Origin of the sequence: Ottowia thiooxydans DSM 14619 (assembly GCF_000422885.1) — a bacterium.
In the GTDB taxonomy this organism is placed as follows: Bacteria; Pseudomonadota; Gammaproteobacteria; order Burkholderiales; family Burkholderiaceae_C; genus Ottowia; species Ottowia thiooxydans.
The window spans coordinates 40808-62133 of record NZ_KE383944.1 but is presented as its reverse complement, the minus strand read 5'-3'; the positions used below and the strand labels follow the sequence as shown (position 1 = coordinate 62133).

Sequence of the window (21326 nt, the reverse complement as noted above, 5' to 3'; positions counted from 1 at the left end):
GCGGCAGGGCGCAGTGGGGTCAGGCGCTGCTTTTGCACACGCACCCCTCCTCAATATGAGCGCCTGAAAAGCGGTGTGTAGTAGCGTCGTCCAGATAGAGATAGCCAGGCTCAAATGCGCCGGCCTTGGCCAGTCCGTGCCAATCATGAATCTCCACTTGCTGGTTGCGAAAGGTGCACAAGCCAGCCTCACGCAGTTCACGCAGCACACGGTTGACGTGCACGCTGGTCATTCCACATATCTCACCCAGATCGAATTGAGTCAGCGGCAAGTGAAATTGCCTTCCATCCGACAAGCCAACCGCAGCCAGGCGAACCACCGTCTCGCAAAGGAAATGCGCAATACGCGCCGCGGCCTTCAGGCGCCCCAGCCTATAAATCCATTTGCGGTGCATGGCCGCGTCGAGCAGCGTCAAAAACCAAAGCTTCCTCGCCAACTCAGGCTGGTTGTGCTGAATATCGGAAAGCGCGGCATGAGGAACGATGGCTAAACGCACCGCCGTCAGGGTGGCAACGTCGTGATCGAGCGTCTTCAAGGGGTAGGCATGCAAATCGACGAAATCACCCGGAACTTGAAGCGCCACCATTTGTCGGCACCCATCAAAGTCGTCGACGTGGCGACTCATCAGTCCTTCCAGCAAAAGAACGCTGAAATTGACAGTCTCCCCTTGGTCAATAAGAGTTTCTCGGGGGCCTCGTGTGATCACGGAGTCGATAGAACGCTCAAGGATTGCGCGCTCGACCTCCGTGAGGTGAACACGCCTGGCTTGCAAAACACGTTGAACATGCACCTGAAACTCCCTTCATCCCTCCTCACCATCTTACGGGTGAAAGTCACGCCGCGCCCATTTGAAAAAGTTTCCCCGCCACAATCCCGCGGACTAACAAAAGTTAAAGCGCATTCATTACGCAAGCGATACAACCCCTCGGGGCCACATCAAAAAAGGCTGTCGTACCGACTCCTGAATGCGTGCCCCTCGGAAATGAGTGTCCATGGTATCGAAAACGAATAACCCCGCGGCTCTGAAAGAGCTGCTTCTGCAAATGATGGAGACTGGCATTGGAGGGATGTCGATCTACACAACGGCCATGCGCTGCACTGACCAGCCGGACCGAAAAGCACAATGGCAAGCTTGGCTGAAACAAGCGGGTAGGCATCAGGAGATCATCTCCGATCTTTGCCACGCCTCAGGTGTCGACCCCAGCGAACTTTCAGCCGGACGCACAGTAGCGAAACATCTTGGAGAAGGCCTGACCACCGCCATGAAAATGGCCCTCGCCATAGGGGATAGCGAAACCGTGCAACGTGTGGCCTGCGAGTGCGTGCTTCTTGCAGAGACCAGACAACAGCAGAACTGGGCCGCCCTCGAAGAAGCGGAGTGTACCGTTCCAGGCCCCCTTCAAGAAGCCATCAACGCCCGGGTGAAAGAGGCGGCGAACGCGCAGGCGCGTCAGGTCCAAGAGACCGCGAAATGGCTGTGCGATTCATGGCGGCACATTCTGGGCCAGACACTCATGCCCACCGTATCCACGCACAAAAGGGATCTCGATCAGTCAATCTGAGCGAGCCTCGCTACTGAGCATTCTTTACCCGGGAGGTTAAGGCTTTCCCCAAGATCTCGCATCGCTCCAACATTGGCAGTTGTCGGAGTCGTCTGTCCGCGCTGTAGGAAAGTCAGACGGCTTTCCCGGCCCACGGAATAGACAAGATGTAAATATTCAAATGCGAAACCGGTCGTTTGCATCTGAATATCACGCCCCTAAGCTTTGGCTTCGTCAAACCATGGCATCCATTGAGAGTTGTCATCCATAGAAGTTGCGATGCCAAACCTCATTGAAACCATAGACCCGCAGGTCATCGTCTCGCTAGAAGACGTTTCCGTTGCATTGCCTAAAGGGGGTGATCGCGCATTCGGTATTCAAGGGCTCAACCTGAAACTCCGCCGTAATGAAGTGGTGTGTGTGGTCGGGGAGTCCGGCTCCGGAAAGTCGCTGACAGCACGTGCGATCACAGGCCTCTTGCCTGATTCTTTGCGCGCCTCAGGCCGCATCCTATTGGATGGAGAGAGCCTTCTCGAAGCCGGGGAGCGGCGGCTCCGCGATTTGCGTGGCGCCGAAATCGGCATGGTATTTCAGGAGCCGATGACCGCACTGAACCCACTGATGCGAGTGGGCAAACAGATTGAGGAAGTGCTCCTTATCCATACGCAGCTTGATACTCGCGCAAGGCGCGAAAAGCTCGAGGAGATTCTGCTAGAGGTGCATCTGAACGATATCGAGCGGGTGCTTAGCTCCTATCCGCATGAACTCTCTGGTGGCCAGAGGCAGCGCGTGATGATTGCCATGGCCCTGATCCTGCATCCGGGAGTGCTTCTGGCCGATGAGCCCACCACAGCACTGGATGTCACCACGCAGGCGCAGGTGCTGAGGCTCATTTCTGAGCTGCAGAGAAAGCACGCTATGGCGATCCTCTTCATCACGCATGACTTTGGCGTGGTCGCGGAGATTGCGGACCGCGTCGTCGTCATGCGCGATGGGCGGGTTGTCGAGTCCGGACTTGCCGAGGATGTGCTTCAAAATCCCAAGCACGATTACACGCGCGCATTGCTCGCGGCCGTTCCAAAGCTGACTACTGGAAGATCCGCTCTCCAAGGCGAGCGGCCCATCAAAATCAGCACAACCCAGCTCACAAAGATTTATCACCAATCCGGGGGATGGTGGCGCCGCAAAGATCGGAAAAACTCCTCTGGCGTCAAGGCCACCGATATTCAGGTCAGGCGCGGAGAAACTCTGGGAATCGTCGGCGAATCCGGATCGGGAAAGTCTACGTTGGCCAGACTGATTGTGAACTTGCTAGAGGCGGATGCAGGAGCCGTTCATCTCGACGGTAAAGCGGTAGATTTCCAGCACGCCGTGCCAAGCAAGGCGTTCCGCAAGAAGGTCCAGATCGTATTTCAGGACCCGTTCGGCTCACTCAACCCCAGGCTGCGGGTGGTCGACATCATTGCGGCTGGCCCTATCGTCCATGGCGTTCCGCGCTCGCAGGCCCTCTCTAGAGCGCGCGAGTTGCTGGAACTTGTGGGCCTGGAATCACAGGCCGCAGACCGATATCCACATCAGTTCTCGGGCGGGCAGCGGCAGCGCATTGCCGTTGCCCGCGCCATCGCGCTCGAACCCGAAGTTCTCGTGGCGGACGAGCCGTTGTCTGCTTTGGATGTATCGGTGCAAGCACAGGTTTTGCGGCTCCTGGAAGATCTCAAGCAGCGACTGGGTCTGACCATGATTTTCATCACCCACGACCTGCGCGTGGCATCACAGGTGTGCGATACGGTAGCCGTCATGCGCCTGGGTGAGGTGGTGGAATACGCAAGCGCGCAGAAGGTCTTCACGCAACCGGATCACCCCTACACCCAGCAGCTCTTTCAATCCATACCCGGTCGCATATGGTCCGGGGCTGCGCCTGAGTTGTTGGCAGCTTGAAGGAGGGAGCGTGAAAAGAATCCTGCGCCTCGCCGGCGTTCGCATCCTGCAGTCAGTGCCCGTCGTCCTGGGCATTACCTTGCTGGTGTTCGTGCTGCTCAAACTCGCCCCAGGCGATCTCGTCGACGTCATGGCGGCGGAGAGCCAAGTCAGCGACATCCAGTTGCTGGAAAAGATGAGGGCGGACTACGGCCTCGACAAATCGCTGCTCGTACAGTTTGGCAACTATGCCTCCAACGTTGCGCGAGCAGATCTCGGTTACTCGCCCCGCGATCAGGCGGATGTCAGCACACTCATCTCGCAGCGGCTTCCGGCGACCTTGCTCCTGATGCTCGCAGGTCTGTTCGTCGCCATTTTTGGTGGAATCTTGCTGGGAGCTATCGCCGCGCTACGCGTGGGAACGTGGGTAGACAACGTGCTCTCCATTGCCATGGTGGTGTTTTTCGCCGCACCAGGGTTTTGGCTTGCCCTGATGCTCATCGTTTTGTTCTCGGTGAAGCTGGGGTGGTTGCCCGTGAGTGGGTTGGTCGCCATCCATCTAACCCCGGGAACGCTGGCCTATGCGATCGATGTGTTCAAGCACCTTGTACTACCAGCCGCCGCACTGGGGGCGTTCTACATGGCCATCTATGCACGTGTCATGCGGGCATCCATGCTGGAGGTGCATGGCATGGATTTCATCACCACGGCTCGTGCCAAGGGCGCAGGTGAAGCACGCATCGCTTTGCGGCACGTGCTACGCAATGCACTGCTACCGGTTTTGACACTGTTCGGGTTGCAACTGGGTGCGCTTTTAGCTGGCAGCATCGTCATCGAATCGGTTTTCAGCTGGCCAGGGCTTGGCACCTTGCTGTTTGATGCAGTACAGGCGCGCAATATGCCCGTGGTAGCTGGCGTGCTGCTACTGGTTTCGTTTGCAGTCGTTGTCGCGAACCTCGTGGTCGATATCGCCTACGTCTGGTTTGACCCAAGGATTGCGGCATGAGCAAAGCCATTACGCCGATAGCCGGTTTCTGGCAACGCTTCCGGAAAAATCGCATGGCAGTCGTTGGGCTGGTGTTGCTGGCAGCCATCGTAGTAGCTGCGTTGGCAGCAAGCTGGTTGTTTCCTGGCAACCCGCTGGGCATGGTGGGGCCGCCCGAGCTATGGCCCCTTGAAGATCGACGCTTTCCTCTGGGAACCGATACGCTCGGACGTGACTTGCTGCCGCTCGTCTTTCATGGGGCACGAACCACTCTGCTGATTGGTCTCGCTGCGAGTGCCATCGCGACCTTGATCGGCGCAGCGATTGGAGCCCTTGCCGGATTCCATGGTGGCTACGTTGATGCGATATTGATGCGCATCACAGAGATCTTCCAGACCGTTCCGAACCTCGTATTTCTCATCACCCTGGTGGCGGTCTTCGGCCCGCGGGCCAGCTACATGGCGATCGGCATCGGGCTGGTCAGCTGGACGGGGATCGCGCGGCTGACTCGCGCTGAATTCCTGTCACTGAAGAACCGCGAGTTTGTACTGGCCGCCCGGGCGGTGGGTATGAGCGATGCACGGCTGATCCTGCGCGAGATCCTGCCCAACGCACTACCTCCCATCATCGTATTGGCATCGCTCGTCGTCGCGACCGCCGTGCTGTTCGAGGCAGCGCTCGCGTTCCTTGGCCTTACGGATCCCAACATACCCAGCTGGGGAAGGCTAATCGGCGACGGGCGTTCATTCATTCGCACGGCCTGGTACCTCTGCGCGATTCCCGGCGTCCTCATCGTCATCACGGTGCTGTCGCTGAATCTCGCCGGCGATGGCCTTAACGACGCGTTCAACCCTCGTTTGCGTACGCGCTGACGGTGTTCTTCTCTCTCATCCAAGGAGTTTTCAAATGAAGTCAAGATACCGCGCTTTGCTCAGCGCCACCCTCGTCCTCGGGCTTGCCCTCGCTCATCCCCTGGTGTTTGCGCAGCAACCTCGTAGCGGTGGCTCCATCATCACCTTGAACAACATCGAGCCAACCCATGTCGTCACGGCCATCGGTACTGGGGGCTCCGGCCAGGAGATCTCAGCCAAGATTCACGACACGTTGATTCACGAGAACCGAGGCAAGTTCGAGCCCCGGTTGGCCACCAGTTGGGAAGTGTCTCCTGACGGCAAGAGCTACCGCTTCAATTTGCGCCGCGACGTGAAATGGCACGACGGAACGCCTTTCACTTCAGCGGACGTCGCGTTCACGGCAGAAGAAGTCTGGAAGAAATACAGCGGAACGCTGGGCTTCGAACGAATCGTGAAAGCCGAAACACCTGATGCCCACACTGTGATCTTGCGTCTGGATGATCCCGTGTCCACCGACTTTCTACTGGCGAGCTTCGGCACGCACATTGGGCAAGTGGTTCCCAAGCACAAGTACGCTGGTACAAATTTCCAGCAAAACCCGAACAACAAGGCCCCTGTTGGAACGGGGCCGTTCAAGTTCAAGCAATGGGTGCCTGGGCAGTACCTGACGCTGGAGCGCAATCCAGACTACTTCCGTAAACCGCTGCCCTACCTGGACAGCATTACCTTCAAATTCGAGCGCAACGCAGCTACCGCATCAGCGGCCATCGAAGCCGGTGAAGCCGCACTCGTCACGCGCAACTCCGTACCTTTGCGCGATCTGGCTCGGCTGGACAAATTGGCCGACGTCGCGGTCACTGAAAAGGGGTCGGAAAACGCAGCGTGGTTTCAGAACCTCGAAGTCAATGTCAGGAACCCCATCACGAGCAACGTCAAGGTTCGCCAAGCGATTGCTCAAAGCATCAACGCCAGGCAGCTCTCTGAAGTCGTCTTCCTGGGACGGGCCAAGCCCGCAGCAGGCCCCATCCATGCGGGAACGCGTTATGCCGATCCTTCTGCCAAACCGCATGCCTTTGACACGAAACGTGCGGAACAACTGCTAGACGAAGCCGGATACAAACGTGGAGCGGGTGGTGTGCGCTTCACGCTTAACTTCGTCGTTGCTCAGTGGTTTCCTGTGAATCTGGCGGCCGGTGAGGTGATCAAGCAGAACCTCGAAACTGTGGGCATCCGCGCCAATCTGATCACTCTCGACTACCCGGGAACGCTTCGCCGTATCTATAGGGACTATGACTTCGACATTGCACTCAGCAACTCAGTGCGCTCGGTCGATCCAGGCATTGCCTCGTTCACCCCGTATTGGAGCAAGGGCATCTTGCCAGGTATTCCGTTCCGCAATTCATCGGGCTACAACTCGCCCGAGATGGAAACGGCCATCGAAGCCGGTTTTGCCGAGCGCGATCCCGCCAAACGTCTGAAAGCCATTCACGACTTCCAACGCATTGCTCTGCGTGACGTTCCGATCATTCATCTGGTGGAAATGCAGCAGGTGAACGTGTACCGGGAAGACTTGCAGAACGTCTCAAACAACGACCGCTGGTACTTCACCAACTGGGAAGACCTCTGGCTCAAGAAGTGAATATTCAACACACGCAACTCAAGCAAACCAAGGAAATGAAATGACAAGATTGCTCGATCACATTGGCGTTGCATTCGCCGACCTCGACCACGGACAGACGGTTTTCAAGCGCCTGGGATTCACCTTGACGCCACGGAGCCTGCACTATGGCCAGTTCTCGCCCGATGAGCCAGTTCAGTTGTGGGGCTCCGGGAACCATCTCGCGGTATTTCACGAAGGCTTCGTAGAAGCCATCGGCATTACCGATCCCACGGGCCCTTCCCGGGTCAAGCACATGGTTGCCAAGCATGCAGGCGCGCACATCGTGGCTCTGGGCGGTGAGAAGGCTGAAACGCAGTTCGCAGATATCCGCACATTTGGCGACTTCAGCACGGAGGTCTGCTCGTTGCAGCGCGAAGCTCCCTTCGGGCCGAACAACGAAGAGGTGCGGCCTGTTGCATTCAAAAATATCTACATCGACGAAGAAGTGTTTCCCGAAGCGCACTTCCTGCTGATCGAACATGTCACACCCGAGGTGCTCTGGCAGCCCCACCATCTCATCCATGCCAACGGCGCGCTGTCGCTACAGGCTGTCTACTTCGCAGCCAAGGACCCTTCAGCTCTCGCAGCGAAGCTCAAACCTCTGTTCTACGACAAGGCGGTGCGATCTGAAGATGCGGTGCAACTGAAGCTCGATCGCGGCAGCGCGTGGATCTTCACCCCGGATGCGTGGAATACCAAGGCACCAGGAAGTTATGTGCCGCCGTTGCCTGCCCCTGTGGGGTACCAGATCGGTGTGAAGTCGCTCGGCGAAACACGCAAATACCTGGAGTCTCAAGGTTTCGTCGTTCACGAAACGTCCAGCGCCGTGTCAGCCAACGATGTGCCGCCCGGCCTCTGGATTTCTGCAGAAGATGCGGGCGGCGCCGCGGTGCATTTCGTACAGGAACCCAAGAAATGATGAGGGGTAATTCATGAGCAATCTCAATGAATATCTCGCCCACAAGCGGGTTGCACTGGAAGCGCGCAACGCGAGAATCGATCAAGGCGATCTCTCTATCAGCACGATCAGCGCCACGGTCAGTGCGGAGGGCAGGAGCGGAGTTCGCCGCGTTCGAATTCGCGATCATCAGGTCCTGATCGATAACGGTGCGGACTTCGCAGGTTACGACCTGGGAGCGAGCGCGCAGGAGATTCTGTTGGGCGCTCTGGGGGCCTGCGTGACCCACGTGTTCCTGATCCAGGCTGCGGCGGCGGAAATCCCGCTTGACGCCGTGCGGGTGGGTGTCAGCGCCAAGATCGATCCTCGCGGATCGCGCGGAGGCCACGCGAGTGCCCCCATCGCGCCCTACGATCTTGCCTACACGATCCACGTCGACTCGCCCGCGAGCCGTGAAATCCTGCAAGCTCTCTTGGAGAAAGTAGAAAGCGTGTGTCCTATCCTCAGCCTTCTGCAGAACCCTCAAAAGGTCAGCGTGGAGCTGAACCATACGAAACGCTAAGCCGTCGGCTCGTTCAATCAGACCTGCGCGAGAGAGCAGGCCTGGTTGACCAAAGACAACCCGAGTTAGGCACCCGGTCATGACTTGAAGCTCACGTCAGACAGCGATGACTGCTGTTGCCAACGGCTCAGCAGCCCGCCCCAGAGTCGACAGCGTGGCCGTAGCGCAATATTACTCCGGCTGAATATTAACCTCCTTGGCCAAGCGTATATATTTACCCACCTCCGATTCAATGTAAGTTTTAAAAACAATCGGATCCATATAAGCCACAGGCATACCAATTGTATCGAGCCGTTTAATCAACTCCGGTTGCTTCAATGCTTGAGCAATGGCTGTCGCGATCCGATTGACCTGATCCAAGGGCATGCCGGCGGGGCCGACAAAACCATTCCAAGTCGTAAAGTCATAGCCAGGGTACGTCTCAGCGATGGCCGGACAATCAGGCATGGTTGGCATCCGTTTGGCGGAAGTGACAGCCAGCGCACGAAGACGACCTGCTTGAACTTGGGCAATCGCATTGACAGGATCCGCCATGGTGGAATCCAACACGCCACCAATGACGTCAGCAACCGTGGCAGGAACTCCTTTATATGGAATAGATGCCGTCTGGATTCCTGCGACCTTATTGAGTGTCGCTATCACCAAGTTCACGAAAGTAGTCGACGAACCGATGTTGACCTTGCCGGAGTTTTTCTTTGCATGTGCAATAAAGTCTTGAAAGTTCCGTAATGGCGAGTCAGCCTTCACCATCAAAACGTGATTGGCAGCTGTTGCATTTGCAATTGGGCTGAAGCTGCGTCGCGGGTCGTAAGGCAGGTTTTTTACAAACGCCACATTGGTCGCCAGCGCGGAGAGCGACCCAGAGAAGAGCGTCAACCCGTCCGGCGCAGCTCTAACGACATCCATCGCCGCAACGATTCCGTTACCTCCAGGCTTGTTGTCCACCACGATCGGTTGACCAAGCATTGAGCCAACCACATCCATGATGGCACGAGTGATCGCATCTGTTGATGAACCCGCTGGTAGAGGCACAACGACCCGAATCGGCCGATGAGAAATTTTTTCCTGGCTAAACGATACCACTGGAAACGCAGCACCAAGACCCAAGGTCTTTATAAACTCTCGCCTTACAACCATCATTGTCTCCTTTTAAGTTTATTAGAACATCAGCGATTAATTGGAAAAATACTAAAACCAACCACGTACTGCGAAATTTCAAAAATTAACCAACAGCAGAAATTCCTCGTTCAATCCAATCCTCGCGACTCTTGATGCCGGAGCTTAGGAGCCGAGTTTTTAAATGTCAACCATTTACTCTGCGGATTTTCAATTGACGGTCATTGGAAAAATAGAACGTCGCTCTTTACACCATGGGAAGCGAATGCCGTCATTCGAAAATCCGCACTAACAAACTATTGACTTGATATTGGTTATCCACCTACAGTGCACATTACCAAATCAAATAATGAAAATAGTTTTCAAAATTATCGGGAAGCAGACCGACAGCATCGATGGCGTGACTGCTGTCTGCCAACGTTTCGATGACGGCTACCGGGCGGAGTAAAAAAAAGGAAACGCCGTCTCCCGAAGTCGGTTCAAGCCATGGCCAATGACGGCTGACTCGGGTTGTCATGCCTGAGACATACGGCGGCGCAGGCCTTGGAATCGAGGAAGCCGTTCTCATGATGCCCACGGCCACGCATGACGGCGACGGGATAGCGATGACGAAGATGCCCTCTTGATCAAGGCATTCAGGGAAAGGGTCAGACTAGTCTGGCCAACCAGGAAAGCCGTCTCAGCAGAGCAAGCGCAAAGCACGAAAGCACTATCAAACTGAGCAAGGAAAACACGATGGATTCGATTGGGACTTTTGGCAAACGGCTTACAGGACGAAAAATCCTTGTAACTGGAGCGGCGTCGGGCATAGGGCGTGCGACTGCGGAGCTCTTCGCCCAGCAGGGCGCCAGCCTGGCCCTGCTAGACCTTGACGCCCAAGGCCTGGCTACCGTTGGCGCTATCACAGGTGGCCACGTCTTTGGCGTCGACGTTACAGATGAAGAAGCCGTGGCGCATGTCATCCATGATGCGGCCACCGCAATGGGTGGCATCGACGGCATCGTCAACTGCGTAGGTGTCCAGATGAACGGCACGATAGAAGATACCAGCGTCGCGACCTGGCGCAGAGTCATGGAGATCAATGTCACTGGCATGTACATCGTCGTAAGGTGCTGCCTGCCGTGGTTACGGCAGCACCGTCACTCCACGATCGTGAACACGGGTTCGGGGCAGTCGCTGTTGCCCAACATTCCTCAGCGCACCTCATATGCCGCCTCCAAGGGCGCGGTACTCAACTTCACGCGCGCGCTGGCCGCCGAACTGGCACCAGACATCAGAGCCAACACGATTTGTCCCGGTTTGGTAGATACGCCCATGGTCCCAAACGCATCGAACTACGGTGGCAACTATGCGCTCAAGCGCGTAGCTCAGCCTGAGGAAATCGCTCAGGCCATGCTGTTTCTGACCAGCACTGAGTCCTCATACGTCACGGGTGCCGCCCTGGCCGTGGACGGTGGCCGCTCGTTCCATTAGGAGCAAGGAGCAGAGACCCGGCACACCTGGCTCTACCGCCGCGCGCGCAGCTACGCAATCACTGAAAGACCACGTTACATGGAATTTACCCGTCTCGGGAAAAGTGGCCTGAAGGTCTCCCGGCTCTGCATGGGCTGCATGACTTACGGCGAGCCCAACCAGGGGAATCACGCCTGGACCTTACCCGAGGACCAGAGCCGCCCGCTGCTGCGGCAAGCGCTGGAGGCTGGCATCAATTTCTTCGACACCGCCAACGTGTATTCGAACGGTAGCAGCGAAGAAATCCTGGGGCGCGCCATCCGTGATTTCGCGCGTCGCGACGAAGTTGTCATCGCCACCAAGGTGAACGGCCCGATGCGGCAAGATCCAAACGCGGGAGGCTTGTCCCGAAAGGCCATCATGACAGAGATCGACCACAGCCTGCGCCGTCTCGGTACAGACTATGTGGATCTCTATCAAGTCCATCGCTGGGACTACAGCTCGCCGATCGAGGAAACGCTTGAGGCGCTGCACGACGTCGTCAAAGCTGGCAAGGCTCGCTACATCGGTGCATCTTCCATGTATGCGTACCAATTCGCCAAAAGCCTATACATGGCCGACCTGCACGGCTGGACGCGCTACATCTCCATGCAGAACCACTACAACCTGCTCCACCGCGATGAAGAACGCGAAATGATGCGCTTATGCGCCGAAGAAGGCGTGGGCGTGATGCCTTGGAGCCCACTGGCTCGCGGGCGCCTCACGCGCGACATATCCGAGCAAACCTTTCGATCACAGAACGACAAGCTCGGTAAGCGCCAGCAGAGGATGCAGGGCGAATCAGATCACAACGTGGCGCAAGCTGTAGCAGAGGTGGCCGCAGCGCGGGGCGTTCCGCGAGCTCAGGTGGCGTTATCGTGGGTGATGCACAAATCACCAGTGACAGCACCTATAGTTGGCGCCTCAAAAACCGCACACCTAGATGACGCGGTCGCTGCCCTGTCGCTCAAGCTGACGGTCGATGAAGTGGCCAAACTCGAAGCGCCGTACGTCTTCCACACCGATTCAGTGCTGCAGGAATAGCTCGCCTTCTCGGACGCGGGTTTCTACGCTCCCATACTTCCCTTCGGCTGATGGCTGCTGCCAACTGCTCAGCAGCCATCTCCATCGCCTACCTCAATGTTGAGCGAAGCGCCCCCCATTGAAGTCATCGATCGCCTCATGAATCTGGGCCTCACTATTCATGACGAACGGACCATACCCCACCACAGGCTCATCGAGCGGCTCGCCCGAAAGCAGCAGCAGCTTCGCATCGTTATTGGCCTCAATCTCCAAGCCCGACCCCAGCGTGGACAGCGTGGCCATCTCAGCAGCGCGCAGCACCGTATCACCATTGACCGCCACCGTCCCTTCAAGCACCACCAGCAGCGTTGACCACCCTTCTGGCTGTGGCAGTTGCACGGTGCGGCCTGCCGCCAGGCGCACGTCCAGCACGTTGATAGGCGAGAAGGTACGTGCGGGCCCCCTGGCCTCGCCGTAGCCACCCGCAATCACACGCACTTGACCTGCACCGTCAGGCAAGGCCACGGCCGGAATCTGCGCATTTGTAATGGCCTGGTAGCCAGCTTGCGTCATCTTGTCCTTGGCGGGCAAGTTCACCCACAGCTGCACCATTTCAAACGGGCCACCCTTACGAGCAAATTCCGAAGAGTGATATTCCTCATGGATGATGCCACCTCCAGCAGTCATCCACTGCACGTCACCCTTGCCGATCACGCCTCCACCTCCGGTGGAATCCCGGTGCTCGACTTCGCCGTCGTACACGATGGTCACTGTCTCGAAGCCTCGGTGTGGGTGTTGCCCCACACCGCGCCGCTCAGTGGTCGCGTCAAAGCGCGTTGGCGCTGCGTAGTCGAGCAGCAAGAAAGGGCTGCGCTCAGCCACACCGTCTCCGTTGTAGCCGAACATGCCGTGCACCGGAAACCCGTTGCCGACCCAATGGCGGCCGGGAGCGCTGCGTGTGTTCAAAACTTTTTTCATGTCAAACCCCTGCGAGTGGAGCGCCAAGCCGGTCTGCCAGCGCATGTATTAATGATATGAGCCAAGCAATCAGATTAAAAGGCGTCAAAATGCCACACATCGTTCCAAAAACAGAACACCTAACATCTTGTGTGTGTGTTTCCATCCAAGCCCGAGATTTCCATGCAAGACCTTAACGACCTCGCCTACTTCGCCAAAGTGGCGGATCACGGAGGCTTTGCCGCTGCAGAGCGGGCCACGGGAATTCCAAAATCCAAGCTCAGCCGGCGCGTCGCTGAGCTGGAGGCCAACCTGGGCGTGCGGCTGATTCAACGCAGCACGCGTCGCTTCGCCGTCACCGAGATTGGGCAGCGCACCTTGCAGCACGCCCACGCCATGTTGGCGGAGGCTGAAGCCGCGCAGGCCCTCTCGGCGGAAGAGAGCGCCGCTCCGCGCGGTACGGTACGGCTTTCATGCCCTCCGGCGATGTTGCAGCACGCGGTGGCCGGCATGTTGTCGGAGTTCCTGCGTGCGTGGCCGCAGGTGTCGGTGCACGTCGAATCAACCAATCGCAATGTCGACCTTTGGCACGATGGGGTCGATCTCGCACTGCGGGTGCGTTTTCCTGCGTCAGATGGATCCGTGCCCTATAACCACGCGGACGAGATCGTCAGATCCCTGGCTCTGAGCCCACATGTCCTGGTGGCCGCGCCCGAACTGCTCACCTACGCCGCACCCCCGGCCTCCCCTGCCGAACTCACCAACCTCCCCACGCTCGGCTTGGGCAACTCCCCCGATGAAGCGCGTTGGATTCTGATAGATGCCTCCGGGCAACAAACCATCGTTCAGCACCAGCCGCGTCTGGTAGCCGACGATATGGGAGCTCTCCTCTGCGCGGCGCTGACGGGAGTTGGCTGCGCGGTGCTCCCTCGTCTCCTGGTTCATGAGGCCCTGGCCAAGCGCCACCTGCTGGAGCTCTTGCCACATTGGTCACCGCCAGCGGGCCATATTCAAGCCGCGTTCGCTTCTCGCCGAGGTATGCGGCCAGCCGTGCGGCAGTTGCTCGATTTTCTATCTCAGGAATTTGCCCGATTGGCGCGCGAAGGGCGGTGCTTGCAGGCCGCATGAGCCTGAAACGTCCAGCGCGCCCTAATCTTCAGCGCTGGTGGATTCGAGACTCTTCAACACATTCATCAACCCGGCACATGAGTCTTCCACCAGATCCAGGACGTGCTCAAACCCACCAGCGTCTCCGTAATACGGGTCGGGAACCTCGTGAATTCCTTCCTGCGCTGAAAAGTCCGTCAATCGATGAAGCTTGTGCCTGTGCTGGGCAGGGCATAGAACACGTGCCGCACGCTCGTTCGCTGCATCCATGACCAGCACAAGATCGAAATCATCGAAGTCTCGCGCCGTGAGCTGCCTGGCGCGCTGCGAACTCAGATCTGCACCACGGCGAGCGGCATGCAACTGCGCGCGCGAATCCGGAGGCGCGCCAATGTGATAGCCATGGGTTCCGGCTGAATCAACACAAATACGCTCTTGCAGTCCATCGCTCTGCACCAGCATTTCAAGCACGCCGTGCGCTGTGGGGCTGCGGCAGATATTGCCCATACAGACCATGAGCACGCGCACCCGGGGTGCAGAATTCAGATAGGAAAGATCAGGCGCCTTTCTCATGGTGAGCGTAGTGTTCGAGACTAGAACGGAAGCTTGCCACCACCTGGCCCGCCCATCCCCGGAGGCAGTCCGCCCCCACCCATCATGCCCTTCATGCCTCCCATGCGGCGCATCATCTTCATCAAGCCGCCGCCCTTCATCTGCTTCATCATGCCCTGCATCTGCTCGAACTCCTTGAGCAGGCGGTTGACCTCCTGAACTTGCACACCAGCACCAGCTGCAATACGGCGCTTGCGGCTGGCCTTGAGCAAGTCAGGCTTGCGGCGCTCTTGCGAGGTCATACTGTTGATGATGCCTTCCTTGCGGCGAATATCTTTCTCGGCGCGGTTCAGATCGGCGTCGGTGGCCTTGGCCATCATCTGTGTGGGCAGCTTGTCCATGAGACTACCCAGGCCGCCCATCTGCTTCATCTGCTGAAGCTGACCCAGGAAATCCTGCAAATCGAACCCGCTACCGCTCTTGACTTTGTCAGCCAGCTTCTTGGCTGCCTCCATGTCCACGCCGGTAGCCACTTGCTCCACCAGCGCCAGGATGTCGCCCATGCCGAGAATACGGCCCGCATGGCGTTCGGCATCGAACACTTCCAAGCCATCAATCTTTTCCGAAACACCAGCGAATTTGATAGGCGCGCCGGTGATCTGACGAACCGACAGCGCTGCACCGCCACGTGAGTCGCCATCCATCTTGGTGAGCACAATGCCGGTAAGAGGCAACGCGTCCTTGAAGGCTTTGGCGGTATTGGCGGCATCCTGGCCCTGCATGGCATCGACCACGAACAGGGTTTCCACCGGGTTCAACGCACCGTGCAATGCCTTGATTTCCTGCATCAACGCTTCGTCGATCGCCAGACGCCCGGCTGTATCCACCAGCAGCACGTCGTAGTAGTGTCGCCGGGCGTAATCGAGCGCGGCATGGGCGATATCCAGCGGTTTTTGATCCGCCGTGGAAGGAAACCAATCGGCACCGGCCTGTTGAGTGACCGTCTTCAGCTGTTCAATAGCGGCTGGGCGATACACGTCTCCAGAGACCGTGAGCACCTTCTTTTTGCGCTTTTGGATCAAATGGCGCGCCAACTTGGCGGTGGTGGTCGTCTTACCGGCCCCTTGCAGACCTGCCATGAGAATCACCGCAGGCGGCTGGGCTGCCAGATCCAGATCGGCGACGCCTTCGCCCATGGTGGCGGCCAGCTCGCGGTTGACGATACCCACCAGCGCCTGACCGGGCTTCAGGCTACCCAGCACTTCCTGACCCAAGGCTTTGTCTTTCACCCGGGCAATAAAATCGCGCACCACAGGCAGCGCCACATCCGCCTCAAGCAAGGCCATGCGCACCTCCCGCAGCATGTCCGCAACGTTGCTTTCTGTAATGCGTGCCTGGCCAGAAATCTTCTTGACCAGGCTGGAGAGTTTGTCTGTAAGGGCTGTAGCCATATATTTAGGGCACGCGCGGCAAGGATCGCATGAAATGAGGGCCGGAGAATGAACGCGGCAGCCTGGATTCGAAGCCCGAACCGCTAAACTGTGACCATGATTCTAGCCAGCGCTTCTCCGATCGGCCTGCTGCTTGGCACGGCGGCGGCTTTAGCCTACGCCATTCCGGCCTTGGCAGCGCAAACTCTTGGCACCGTGAGCGCGCGGCGGGTGTTGTTATTGGCCTGGGGCCTTCATGGGTTATTGCTGGGCTCCAGCATGCTGAGCGAGGCTCCTCGCTTTGGCTTCGCGCCGGCGCTTTCGATCACCGTATGGCTTGTGTTGACCGCCTATGTGGTGGAAAGCCAGCTTTATCCAAAGCTTCGCGCCAGGTGGGCGCTTGCGGGGTTTGGTGCCATCGCCATCGTGCTGGCTCTGCTGTTCCCAGGTACGCCCCTGCCAGCCACTTCATCCCCTTGGCTACCCTTGCATTGGGCTTTGGGCATCGCCGCGTATGGGATGTTCGCTGCGGCAGTGGCGCACGGCTGGCTGATGACGCGCGCGGAAGCACAGATGCGGCACGCGGCGCCAGGAAGCGATGGGGGCGTACCGCTTTTGACACTGGAGCGGCTCATGTTCCGCTTCGTCGGAGCTGGTTTCGTGCTGCTCACCTTGACGCTGCTGGCCGGTGCTTTCTTCGGTGAAACGCTTTATGGCGCTTCGCACACACAGTGGCGTTGGGATCACAAACGTACGTTCACCACGCTCTCATGGGTGGTGTTCGCAGTGTTGCTGCTTGGGCGCTGGCTCTGGGGTTGGCGCGGCAGGCGGGCGGTGCGGGTGCTCTATGTCGGCGCCGGTTTGCTGTTGCTGGGCTATGTAGGCTCCCGATTTGTGCTTGAGGTATTGCTGGAACGCACCGCATGAAGATATTGATCCTATTGCTGGCGGTACTTGCCGGCGTCTGGCTGTGGAAACGAGGGCGCCGCCTGTCCAAGCCACAAGATCCCCCGAGGTCTGGCCGCCCTGGAGCGGTGCAACCCATGTTGAGCTGCCCAGTCTGTGGTGTCCATTTCCCAAAATCCGACGCGGTGGCCGGCCGGCAAGGCAGTTACTGCTCTGTCGCCCATCGCGATCAGGATTAGCACCGCCACAGGGTTTGAATTGATGACACCCCCTAGGCCGGCGGACCAATCGTCGTGGTTCAACTCCGCACGATTCCCCACTGGCCCCACCTCGCGGTACGCCGCCGAGCCCGATCTGGGTAACCCTGAAGAATCTGATTTCGCGCGCCTGTGGAGAGCCTTCATGACCGCGCGGGTCATGATCGCTTTGGCGTTGCTGGGCGTGTACCTTGTTCTGTACTTCACAAACCACGCCGCCCCCTCCTGGCTGGTCGTACTGTCTACTGGGTACCTGATTCTGACCTTGGCTGTCCGGCTGTTGGCTCATCCAAGGCGGCAAGGCCGCCACTTCGATGCGCAATGGCTTTACACAGCCGGTGCGGATCTCGGCTTTTTCGGCCTGTTGTATTGGCAGCAAATCGGCAACCTCAATTTTTCACCACTGCTGGCGCTGCCGGTTTTGATGGCCGCCATTTTGGGATCGCGCGCACTCACCTTGGGTACGGCAGCGCTGGCAACCCTGTTATTGCTAGGCTTTACCGTCAAATCAACCGCCTCTCCCGAGTGGAATGGCACCACTGAATGGGCCCAGACAGGCCTCGCCGGAGCTGGCTTACTGGTGCTGGGATGGCTGATCAGCCATCTTTCGGGGCGGCTAGCCCGTGAAGAACGCCTGGCTCGCCGTAACCGTGCAGAAGCACGCGAGCAGCTGCTGGTCAATAACATGGTGATCGAAACGCTTTCGGATGGCGTTCTCGTGGTCGAGTCCAATGGCATGGTGCGTGCGGCCAACCCGGCCGCCAGATTAATCCTGGACTCAGATCAAGAGGTCACCCCGCCCATCTTCAATCTGGGTGACAACCCGGCATGGGCTCAGCTCGCCGAAATAGCCCATATGAGCTTTATCGACCGGGCGGTGGATTCGGCTCAGATTGTCCTGCGCCACGCCGATCTGCAGAGTTCGCATATCCAGGTGCGCACCCTTCTCACCCCTTCCATGAACGACGGCCGCAAAGGCCTGTGCGTGATGTTTTTGCAGGATATGCGCGAAATGGAAGCGCAGTTGCGCACTGAAAAATTGGCGGCCATGGGCCGCATGTCGGCCGCGGTGGCGCACGAAATTCGCAATCCTCTAGCGGCCATCAGCCAGGCCAACGCGCTACTGGAAGAAGATCTCGAACATCCGGCGCAGCGCCGCCTATCGGCGATGGTGCGACAAAACGCCCAGCGCCTGGGCAATATCGTCGATGACGTGCTAGCCATCGCACGGGTACAACACCAGGACGAAGACGGCCCCACCCCTACTGTGGAGTTGAATTCCAGCACCGAGGCCATCTGCCGGGATTGGGCACAGCAAAATGGCGCCCTCGAAATTCTGGTCATACAGATGCACACGCCCGAAGTTCAGGTGCAATTTTCTCGCGAGCATCTGCGGCGCGTACTGATCAATTTGCTGGACAACGCCCTTCGCTATGCCAGCCGCGCTGTTGGTGCCATCGAAGTCAAAACCCATGTTGTGCGCGACGGCCCCGTCTTGCTGGCCGTATGGAGCGATGGTGCCGCCATGGAACCGACCGTTCGGCGCCATCTCTTTGAACCATTTTTCTCGTCAGAAAGCCGATCCACGGGCCTTGGCCTGTTCATCTGCCGCGAACTGTGCGAGAGACACGCGAGTTTGATCGGTTACGAACGTGCCCCGCGCGAACGCGAAGGGAGCACTGCCGAAGGAAATGAGTTCTTCCTCAGCTTAAGGCGCGCCCCCGGGTCCCTTGCTCGCACGCCTGTGCAGGATATGCCATGAATCCCCTGACTTCCTTATCCGGACCCGCGCATGTGCTGGTCGTCGACGATGAACCGGATCTGCGTACGCTCTACGAGCTCACCCTGCTGCGCGAAGGACACCGTGTCCATGCGGCGGCCAGCCTCGCACAGGCGCGTGAACATCTGGAAAGCCAGCACTTCGACATCCTCATTACCGACATGCGACTGCCGGACGGCGTTGGCCTTGAACTACTGCACGAAGTCGCCGCAGCGCGCCGGCCCGAACGCTGCATCATGATCACCGCCTATGGTTCTGCCGAAAACGCAGTAGAAGCCTTGAAGGCTGGCGCCTTTGATTACCTGACCAAGCCTGTGGATCTGAAGCAGTTCCGCAGCGTGGTGGCCTCCGCACTTCAATCGTCGGCGGTCATGCCATCGCTGCCGGTCACTCAGGCTTTGCCCCTGGCCACGGCCTCGCTGGCGGATAGGGCTGCAGGCGATGCGGCCTCCGTGGCGCTGGCCCGGTTGGTGGGGAATTCGGCGAGCATGCGGGGCGTCAAACAACGCATTGTCAAGGTCGCCACCAGTATGGCGCCGGTGCTGGTTCAAGGGGAATCGGGTACGGGTAAGGAGTTGGTGGCTGGCGCCATCCACGCGTGCAGCCAGCGAAGCACAGGTCCTTTCGTGCCAGTCAATTGCGGCGCCATTCCCGAAAACCTCCTCGAAGCCGAATTCTTCGGAGCGCGCAAGGGCTCCTACACCGGCGCGGTTCAGGACCGCCCGGGCTTTTTCCAAGCCGCTCGTGGCGGCACCCTGTTTCTCGATGAAATTGGCGACCTGCCATTGGCCATGCAGGCCAAGCTGCTGCGAGCCATCCAGGAGCGCCGCGTTCGGGCTTTGGGTGAAACGCAGGAAGAGCCCGTGGATGTGCGCATCGTGAGCGCCACGCACAAAGATCTCGCAGCGGAAGTGCAGGCCGGCAGATTCCGGCAGGATCTTTTTTATCGCCTCAACGTGATCGAAATCGTCGTGCCGCCCCTGCGCGAACGCCGGGAAGATCTGCCTGCGCTGTGCGAAGCACTGCTCGCGCGTATTGCAGCAGATTCGGGTGCACAGCCGCTGCCAGTCTCCCCTCGTCTATTGAGCGAAGTGAACGAAGCGCCTCTTCGCGGCAATGTCCGTGAACTAGAGAACCTGCTTCACCGCTCTCTCGCCTTGGGTGACGGTGATGGCGACGATGACGGGTTCGACTTCAGCTTTGGCGATCAGGTCATCGCCGCTCCAAATAGGTCAGAGGAGCCCATGGTCGCGCCGTCGATCTTGACAGGCCTGCCCCCGATTCCAAGCGATCTGCAAGTCTGGCTGGATGCTCAGGAAAAAGAGATGCTGGTCCGCGCACTGGGGGAAACCGGCTTCAACCGTACAGCCGCAGCGGCCCGTTTAGGCCTGAATCTGCGTCAGATCCGCTACCGCATGGCGCGCCTGGGCATCACCGGCCCGGGGGGTGAAGACAGCGGCGATGAATCCGTCTGAGCTGCACCCGGCTCCGGGCGCACCGGAGGTTCTGTGGGACAAGGGCTGGTACCGGCACGCACGCTGGCTGGCCTCGCCTAATTTTGGGCCACGGCCCGCCGGTACCGACGTCAACTTGATCGTCGTGCACTCCATCAGCCTGCCGCCAGGCCGCTTCGAAGGCGATCACGTGCAGGCCCTGTTCACCAATCGACTGGACTGGCAGGCGCATCCTTATTTCGAAGGTATCCGCGGGCTGGAGGTCTCTGCACATTTCTACGTGCGGCGTGATGGCGCCCTGTGGCAGTTCGTGAGTTGCGCTGATCGTGCCTGGCATGCGGGCGCATCGAGCTATGAAGGCCGGGAGAACTGCAACGATTTTTCGGTGGGGATCGAGCTCGAAGGACTTGAGGGGGGTGTATTTGAGGCGGCGCAGTACGAAACCCTGGCCAGCCTTTGCGCCGCGATTGCGGGCCACTATCCCATCGAGGGCATTACTGGCCATGAGCACATCGCTCCGGGGCGTAAGCAGGATCCTGGGGTGGGGTTTGATTGGGTGTTGTTGCGGGATATGTTGGGGTGGTCGGCAACGCAATTCCCGGCGTCTTGAAAGATCGCCCTTAGAACTAGATCTTCACCACCTTCAACCTATTCCGCGCGGCGGGGGGTATTAACTCCCTCTCCCCCTGGGAGAGGGCTGGGGCGGCCGGCTGCGGCGTGAGGGCAAGCAGCGGTTGATTTATTCGTAGCGCCTACTTGCTGTCTTCTGAGCTTGCATCAAGGTCGGAGGCCGGGATTGCGCCCGGCAGCGCAGTCCCTTTCTTTGCTCGCACCCG

General features: G+C 58.6%; 20 protein-coding genes. 15 read left to right on the top strand and 5 right to left on the bottom strand.

The window, feature by feature from the left end; genetic code table 11:
• Positions 1-19 precede the first annotated feature (19 nt).
• Positions 20-625 carry a Crp/Fnr family transcriptional regulator gene (locus tag G518_RS37975; RefSeq protein WP_211231784.1) on the bottom strand — a complete coding sequence of 202 codons (606 nt, stop codon included), beginning with the start codon at positions 623-625 and terminating at the stop codon, positions 20-22.
• Between the two features lie 367 nt (positions 626-992).
• Between G518_RS37975 and G518_RS37970 the strand changes: the two genes are divergently transcribed.
• From G518_RS37970 to G518_RS0131900, 7 genes are all read left to right on the top strand, one after another.
• The gene (locus G518_RS37970) at positions 993-1562 is read left to right on the top strand and encodes a hypothetical protein (RefSeq protein WP_051237643.1); all 570 of its coding nucleotides are present in this window, start codon (positions 993-995) and stop codon (positions 1560-1562) included.
• Positions 1563-1820: 258 nt separating this feature from the next.
• Positions 1821-3479 (top strand): dipeptide ABC transporter ATP-binding protein, encoded by a 1659-nt coding sequence (locus G518_RS0131925; RefSeq protein ID WP_051237642.1) that lies wholly within the window; start codon positions 1821-1823, stop codon positions 3477-3479.
• A gap of 10 nt (positions 3480-3489) precedes the next feature.
• Complete coding sequence (locus G518_RS0131920; RefSeq protein ID WP_036596841.1) at positions 3490-4464, top strand: ABC transporter permease; 975 nt, start codon at positions 3490-3492, stop codon at positions 4462-4464.
• Positions 4461-5315, top strand: coding sequence for an ABC transporter permease (locus tag G518_RS0131915; protein WP_028605928.1), 855 nt, complete (start codon positions 4461-4463; stop codon positions 5313-5315). The genes G518_RS0131920 and G518_RS0131915 overlap by 4 nt, the downstream gene beginning before the upstream one ends.
• Before the next feature lie 34 nt (positions 5316-5349).
• Positions 5350-6936, top strand: a complete 1587-nt coding sequence (locus tag G518_RS37965) for an ABC transporter substrate-binding protein (RefSeq protein ID WP_051237641.1) — start codon at positions 5350-5352, stop codon at positions 6934-6936.
• A gap of 40 nt (positions 6937-6976) precedes the next feature.
• Positions 6977-7876 carry a VOC family protein gene (locus G518_RS0131905; protein WP_028605927.1) on the top strand — a complete coding sequence of 300 codons (900 nt, stop codon included), beginning with the start codon at positions 6977-6979 and terminating at the stop codon, positions 7874-7876.
• A 13-nt stretch (positions 7877-7889) separates the two neighbouring features.
• Entirely contained in the window at positions 7890-8417 is a 528-nt protein-coding gene (locus G518_RS0131900; protein WP_028605926.1) for an OsmC family protein, read from the top strand.
• 171 nt (positions 8418-8588) lie between these two features.
• Here G518_RS0131900 and G518_RS37960 read toward each other — a convergent pair whose 3' ends face one another.
• Complete coding sequence (locus tag G518_RS37960; RefSeq protein WP_051237640.1) at positions 8589-9554, bottom strand: Bug family tripartite tricarboxylate transporter substrate binding protein; 966 nt, start codon at positions 9552-9554, stop codon at positions 8589-8591.
• A 714-nt stretch (positions 9555-10268) separates the two neighbouring features.
• On the opposite strand from G518_RS37960, the gene G518_RS0131880 reads away from it, so the two are divergent.
• Together G518_RS0131880 and G518_RS0131875 are read left to right on the top strand one after the other, a co-directional pair.
• Positions 10269-11006 (top strand): SDR family NAD(P)-dependent oxidoreductase, encoded by a 738-nt coding sequence (locus G518_RS0131880; protein WP_028605925.1) that lies wholly within the window; start codon positions 10269-10271, stop codon positions 11004-11006.
• Positions 11007-11084: 78 nt separating this feature from the next.
• Positions 11085-12068, top strand: a complete 984-nt coding sequence (locus tag G518_RS0131875; protein WP_028605924.1) for an aldo/keto reductase — start codon at positions 11085-11087, stop codon at positions 12066-12068.
• 93 nt (positions 12069-12161) lie between these two features.
• On the opposite strand, the gene G518_RS0131870 is transcribed toward G518_RS0131875, so the two are convergent.
• The gene (locus G518_RS0131870) at positions 12162-13025 is read right to left on the bottom strand and encodes a pirin family protein (RefSeq protein ID WP_028605923.1); all 864 of its coding nucleotides are present in this window, start codon (positions 13023-13025) and stop codon (positions 12162-12164) included.
• Positions 13026-13187: 162 nt separating this feature from the next.
• Here G518_RS0131870 and G518_RS0131865 point away from each other — a divergent pair, with 162 nt between their 5' ends.
• Positions 13188-14132 (top strand): LysR substrate-binding domain-containing protein, encoded by a 945-nt coding sequence (locus G518_RS0131865; protein WP_028605922.1) that lies wholly within the window; start codon positions 13188-13190, stop codon positions 14130-14132.
• A gap of 21 nt (positions 14133-14153) precedes the next feature.
• On the opposite strand, the gene G518_RS0131860 is transcribed toward G518_RS0131865, so the two are convergent.
• Together G518_RS0131860 and ffh are read right to left on the bottom strand one after the other, a co-directional pair.
• Positions 14154-14684, bottom strand: coding sequence for a low molecular weight protein-tyrosine-phosphatase (locus tag G518_RS0131860; RefSeq protein WP_425414324.1), 531 nt, complete (start codon positions 14682-14684; stop codon positions 14154-14156).
• Positions 14685-14704: 20 nt separating this feature from the next.
• The gene (ffh, locus tag G518_RS0131855) at positions 14705-16114 is read right to left on the bottom strand and encodes a signal recognition particle protein (protein WP_028605920.1); all 1410 of its coding nucleotides are present in this window, start codon (positions 16112-16114) and stop codon (positions 14705-14707) included.
• A 96-nt stretch (positions 16115-16210) separates the two neighbouring features.
• Here ffh and G518_RS0131850 point away from each other — a divergent pair, with 96 nt between their 5' ends.
• From G518_RS0131850 to ampD, 5 genes are read left to right on the top strand one after another with little or no spacing between them, the layout of a single operon-like run.
• Positions 16211-17020: a cytochrome C assembly family protein gene (locus tag G518_RS0131850; RefSeq protein ID WP_028605919.1), complete on the top strand. Its 810-nt coding sequence runs from the start codon at positions 16211-16213 to the stop codon at positions 17018-17020.
• Positions 17017-17238 (top strand): PP0621 family protein, encoded by a 222-nt coding sequence (locus G518_RS40290; protein WP_156909626.1) that lies wholly within the window; start codon positions 17017-17019, stop codon positions 17236-17238. The genes G518_RS0131850 and G518_RS40290 overlap by 4 nt, the downstream gene beginning before the upstream one ends.
• Before the next feature lie 22 nt (positions 17239-17260).
• Positions 17261-19018 (top strand): sensor histidine kinase, encoded by a 1758-nt coding sequence (locus G518_RS37955; RefSeq protein WP_036596838.1) that lies wholly within the window; start codon positions 17261-17263, stop codon positions 19016-19018.
• Entirely contained in the window at positions 19015-20511 is a 1497-nt protein-coding gene (locus tag G518_RS0131835) for a sigma-54-dependent transcriptional regulator (RefSeq protein WP_156909625.1), read from the top strand. Before G518_RS37955 ends, G518_RS0131835 begins: the two co-directional genes overlap by 4 nt.
• Entirely contained in the window at positions 20498-21100 is a 603-nt protein-coding gene (ampD, locus tag G518_RS0131830; protein ID WP_028605916.1) for a 1,6-anhydro-N-acetylmuramyl-L-alanine amidase AmpD, read from the top strand. Before G518_RS0131835 ends, ampD begins: the two co-directional genes overlap by 14 nt.
• Positions 21101-21326: the final 226 nt, after the last annotated feature.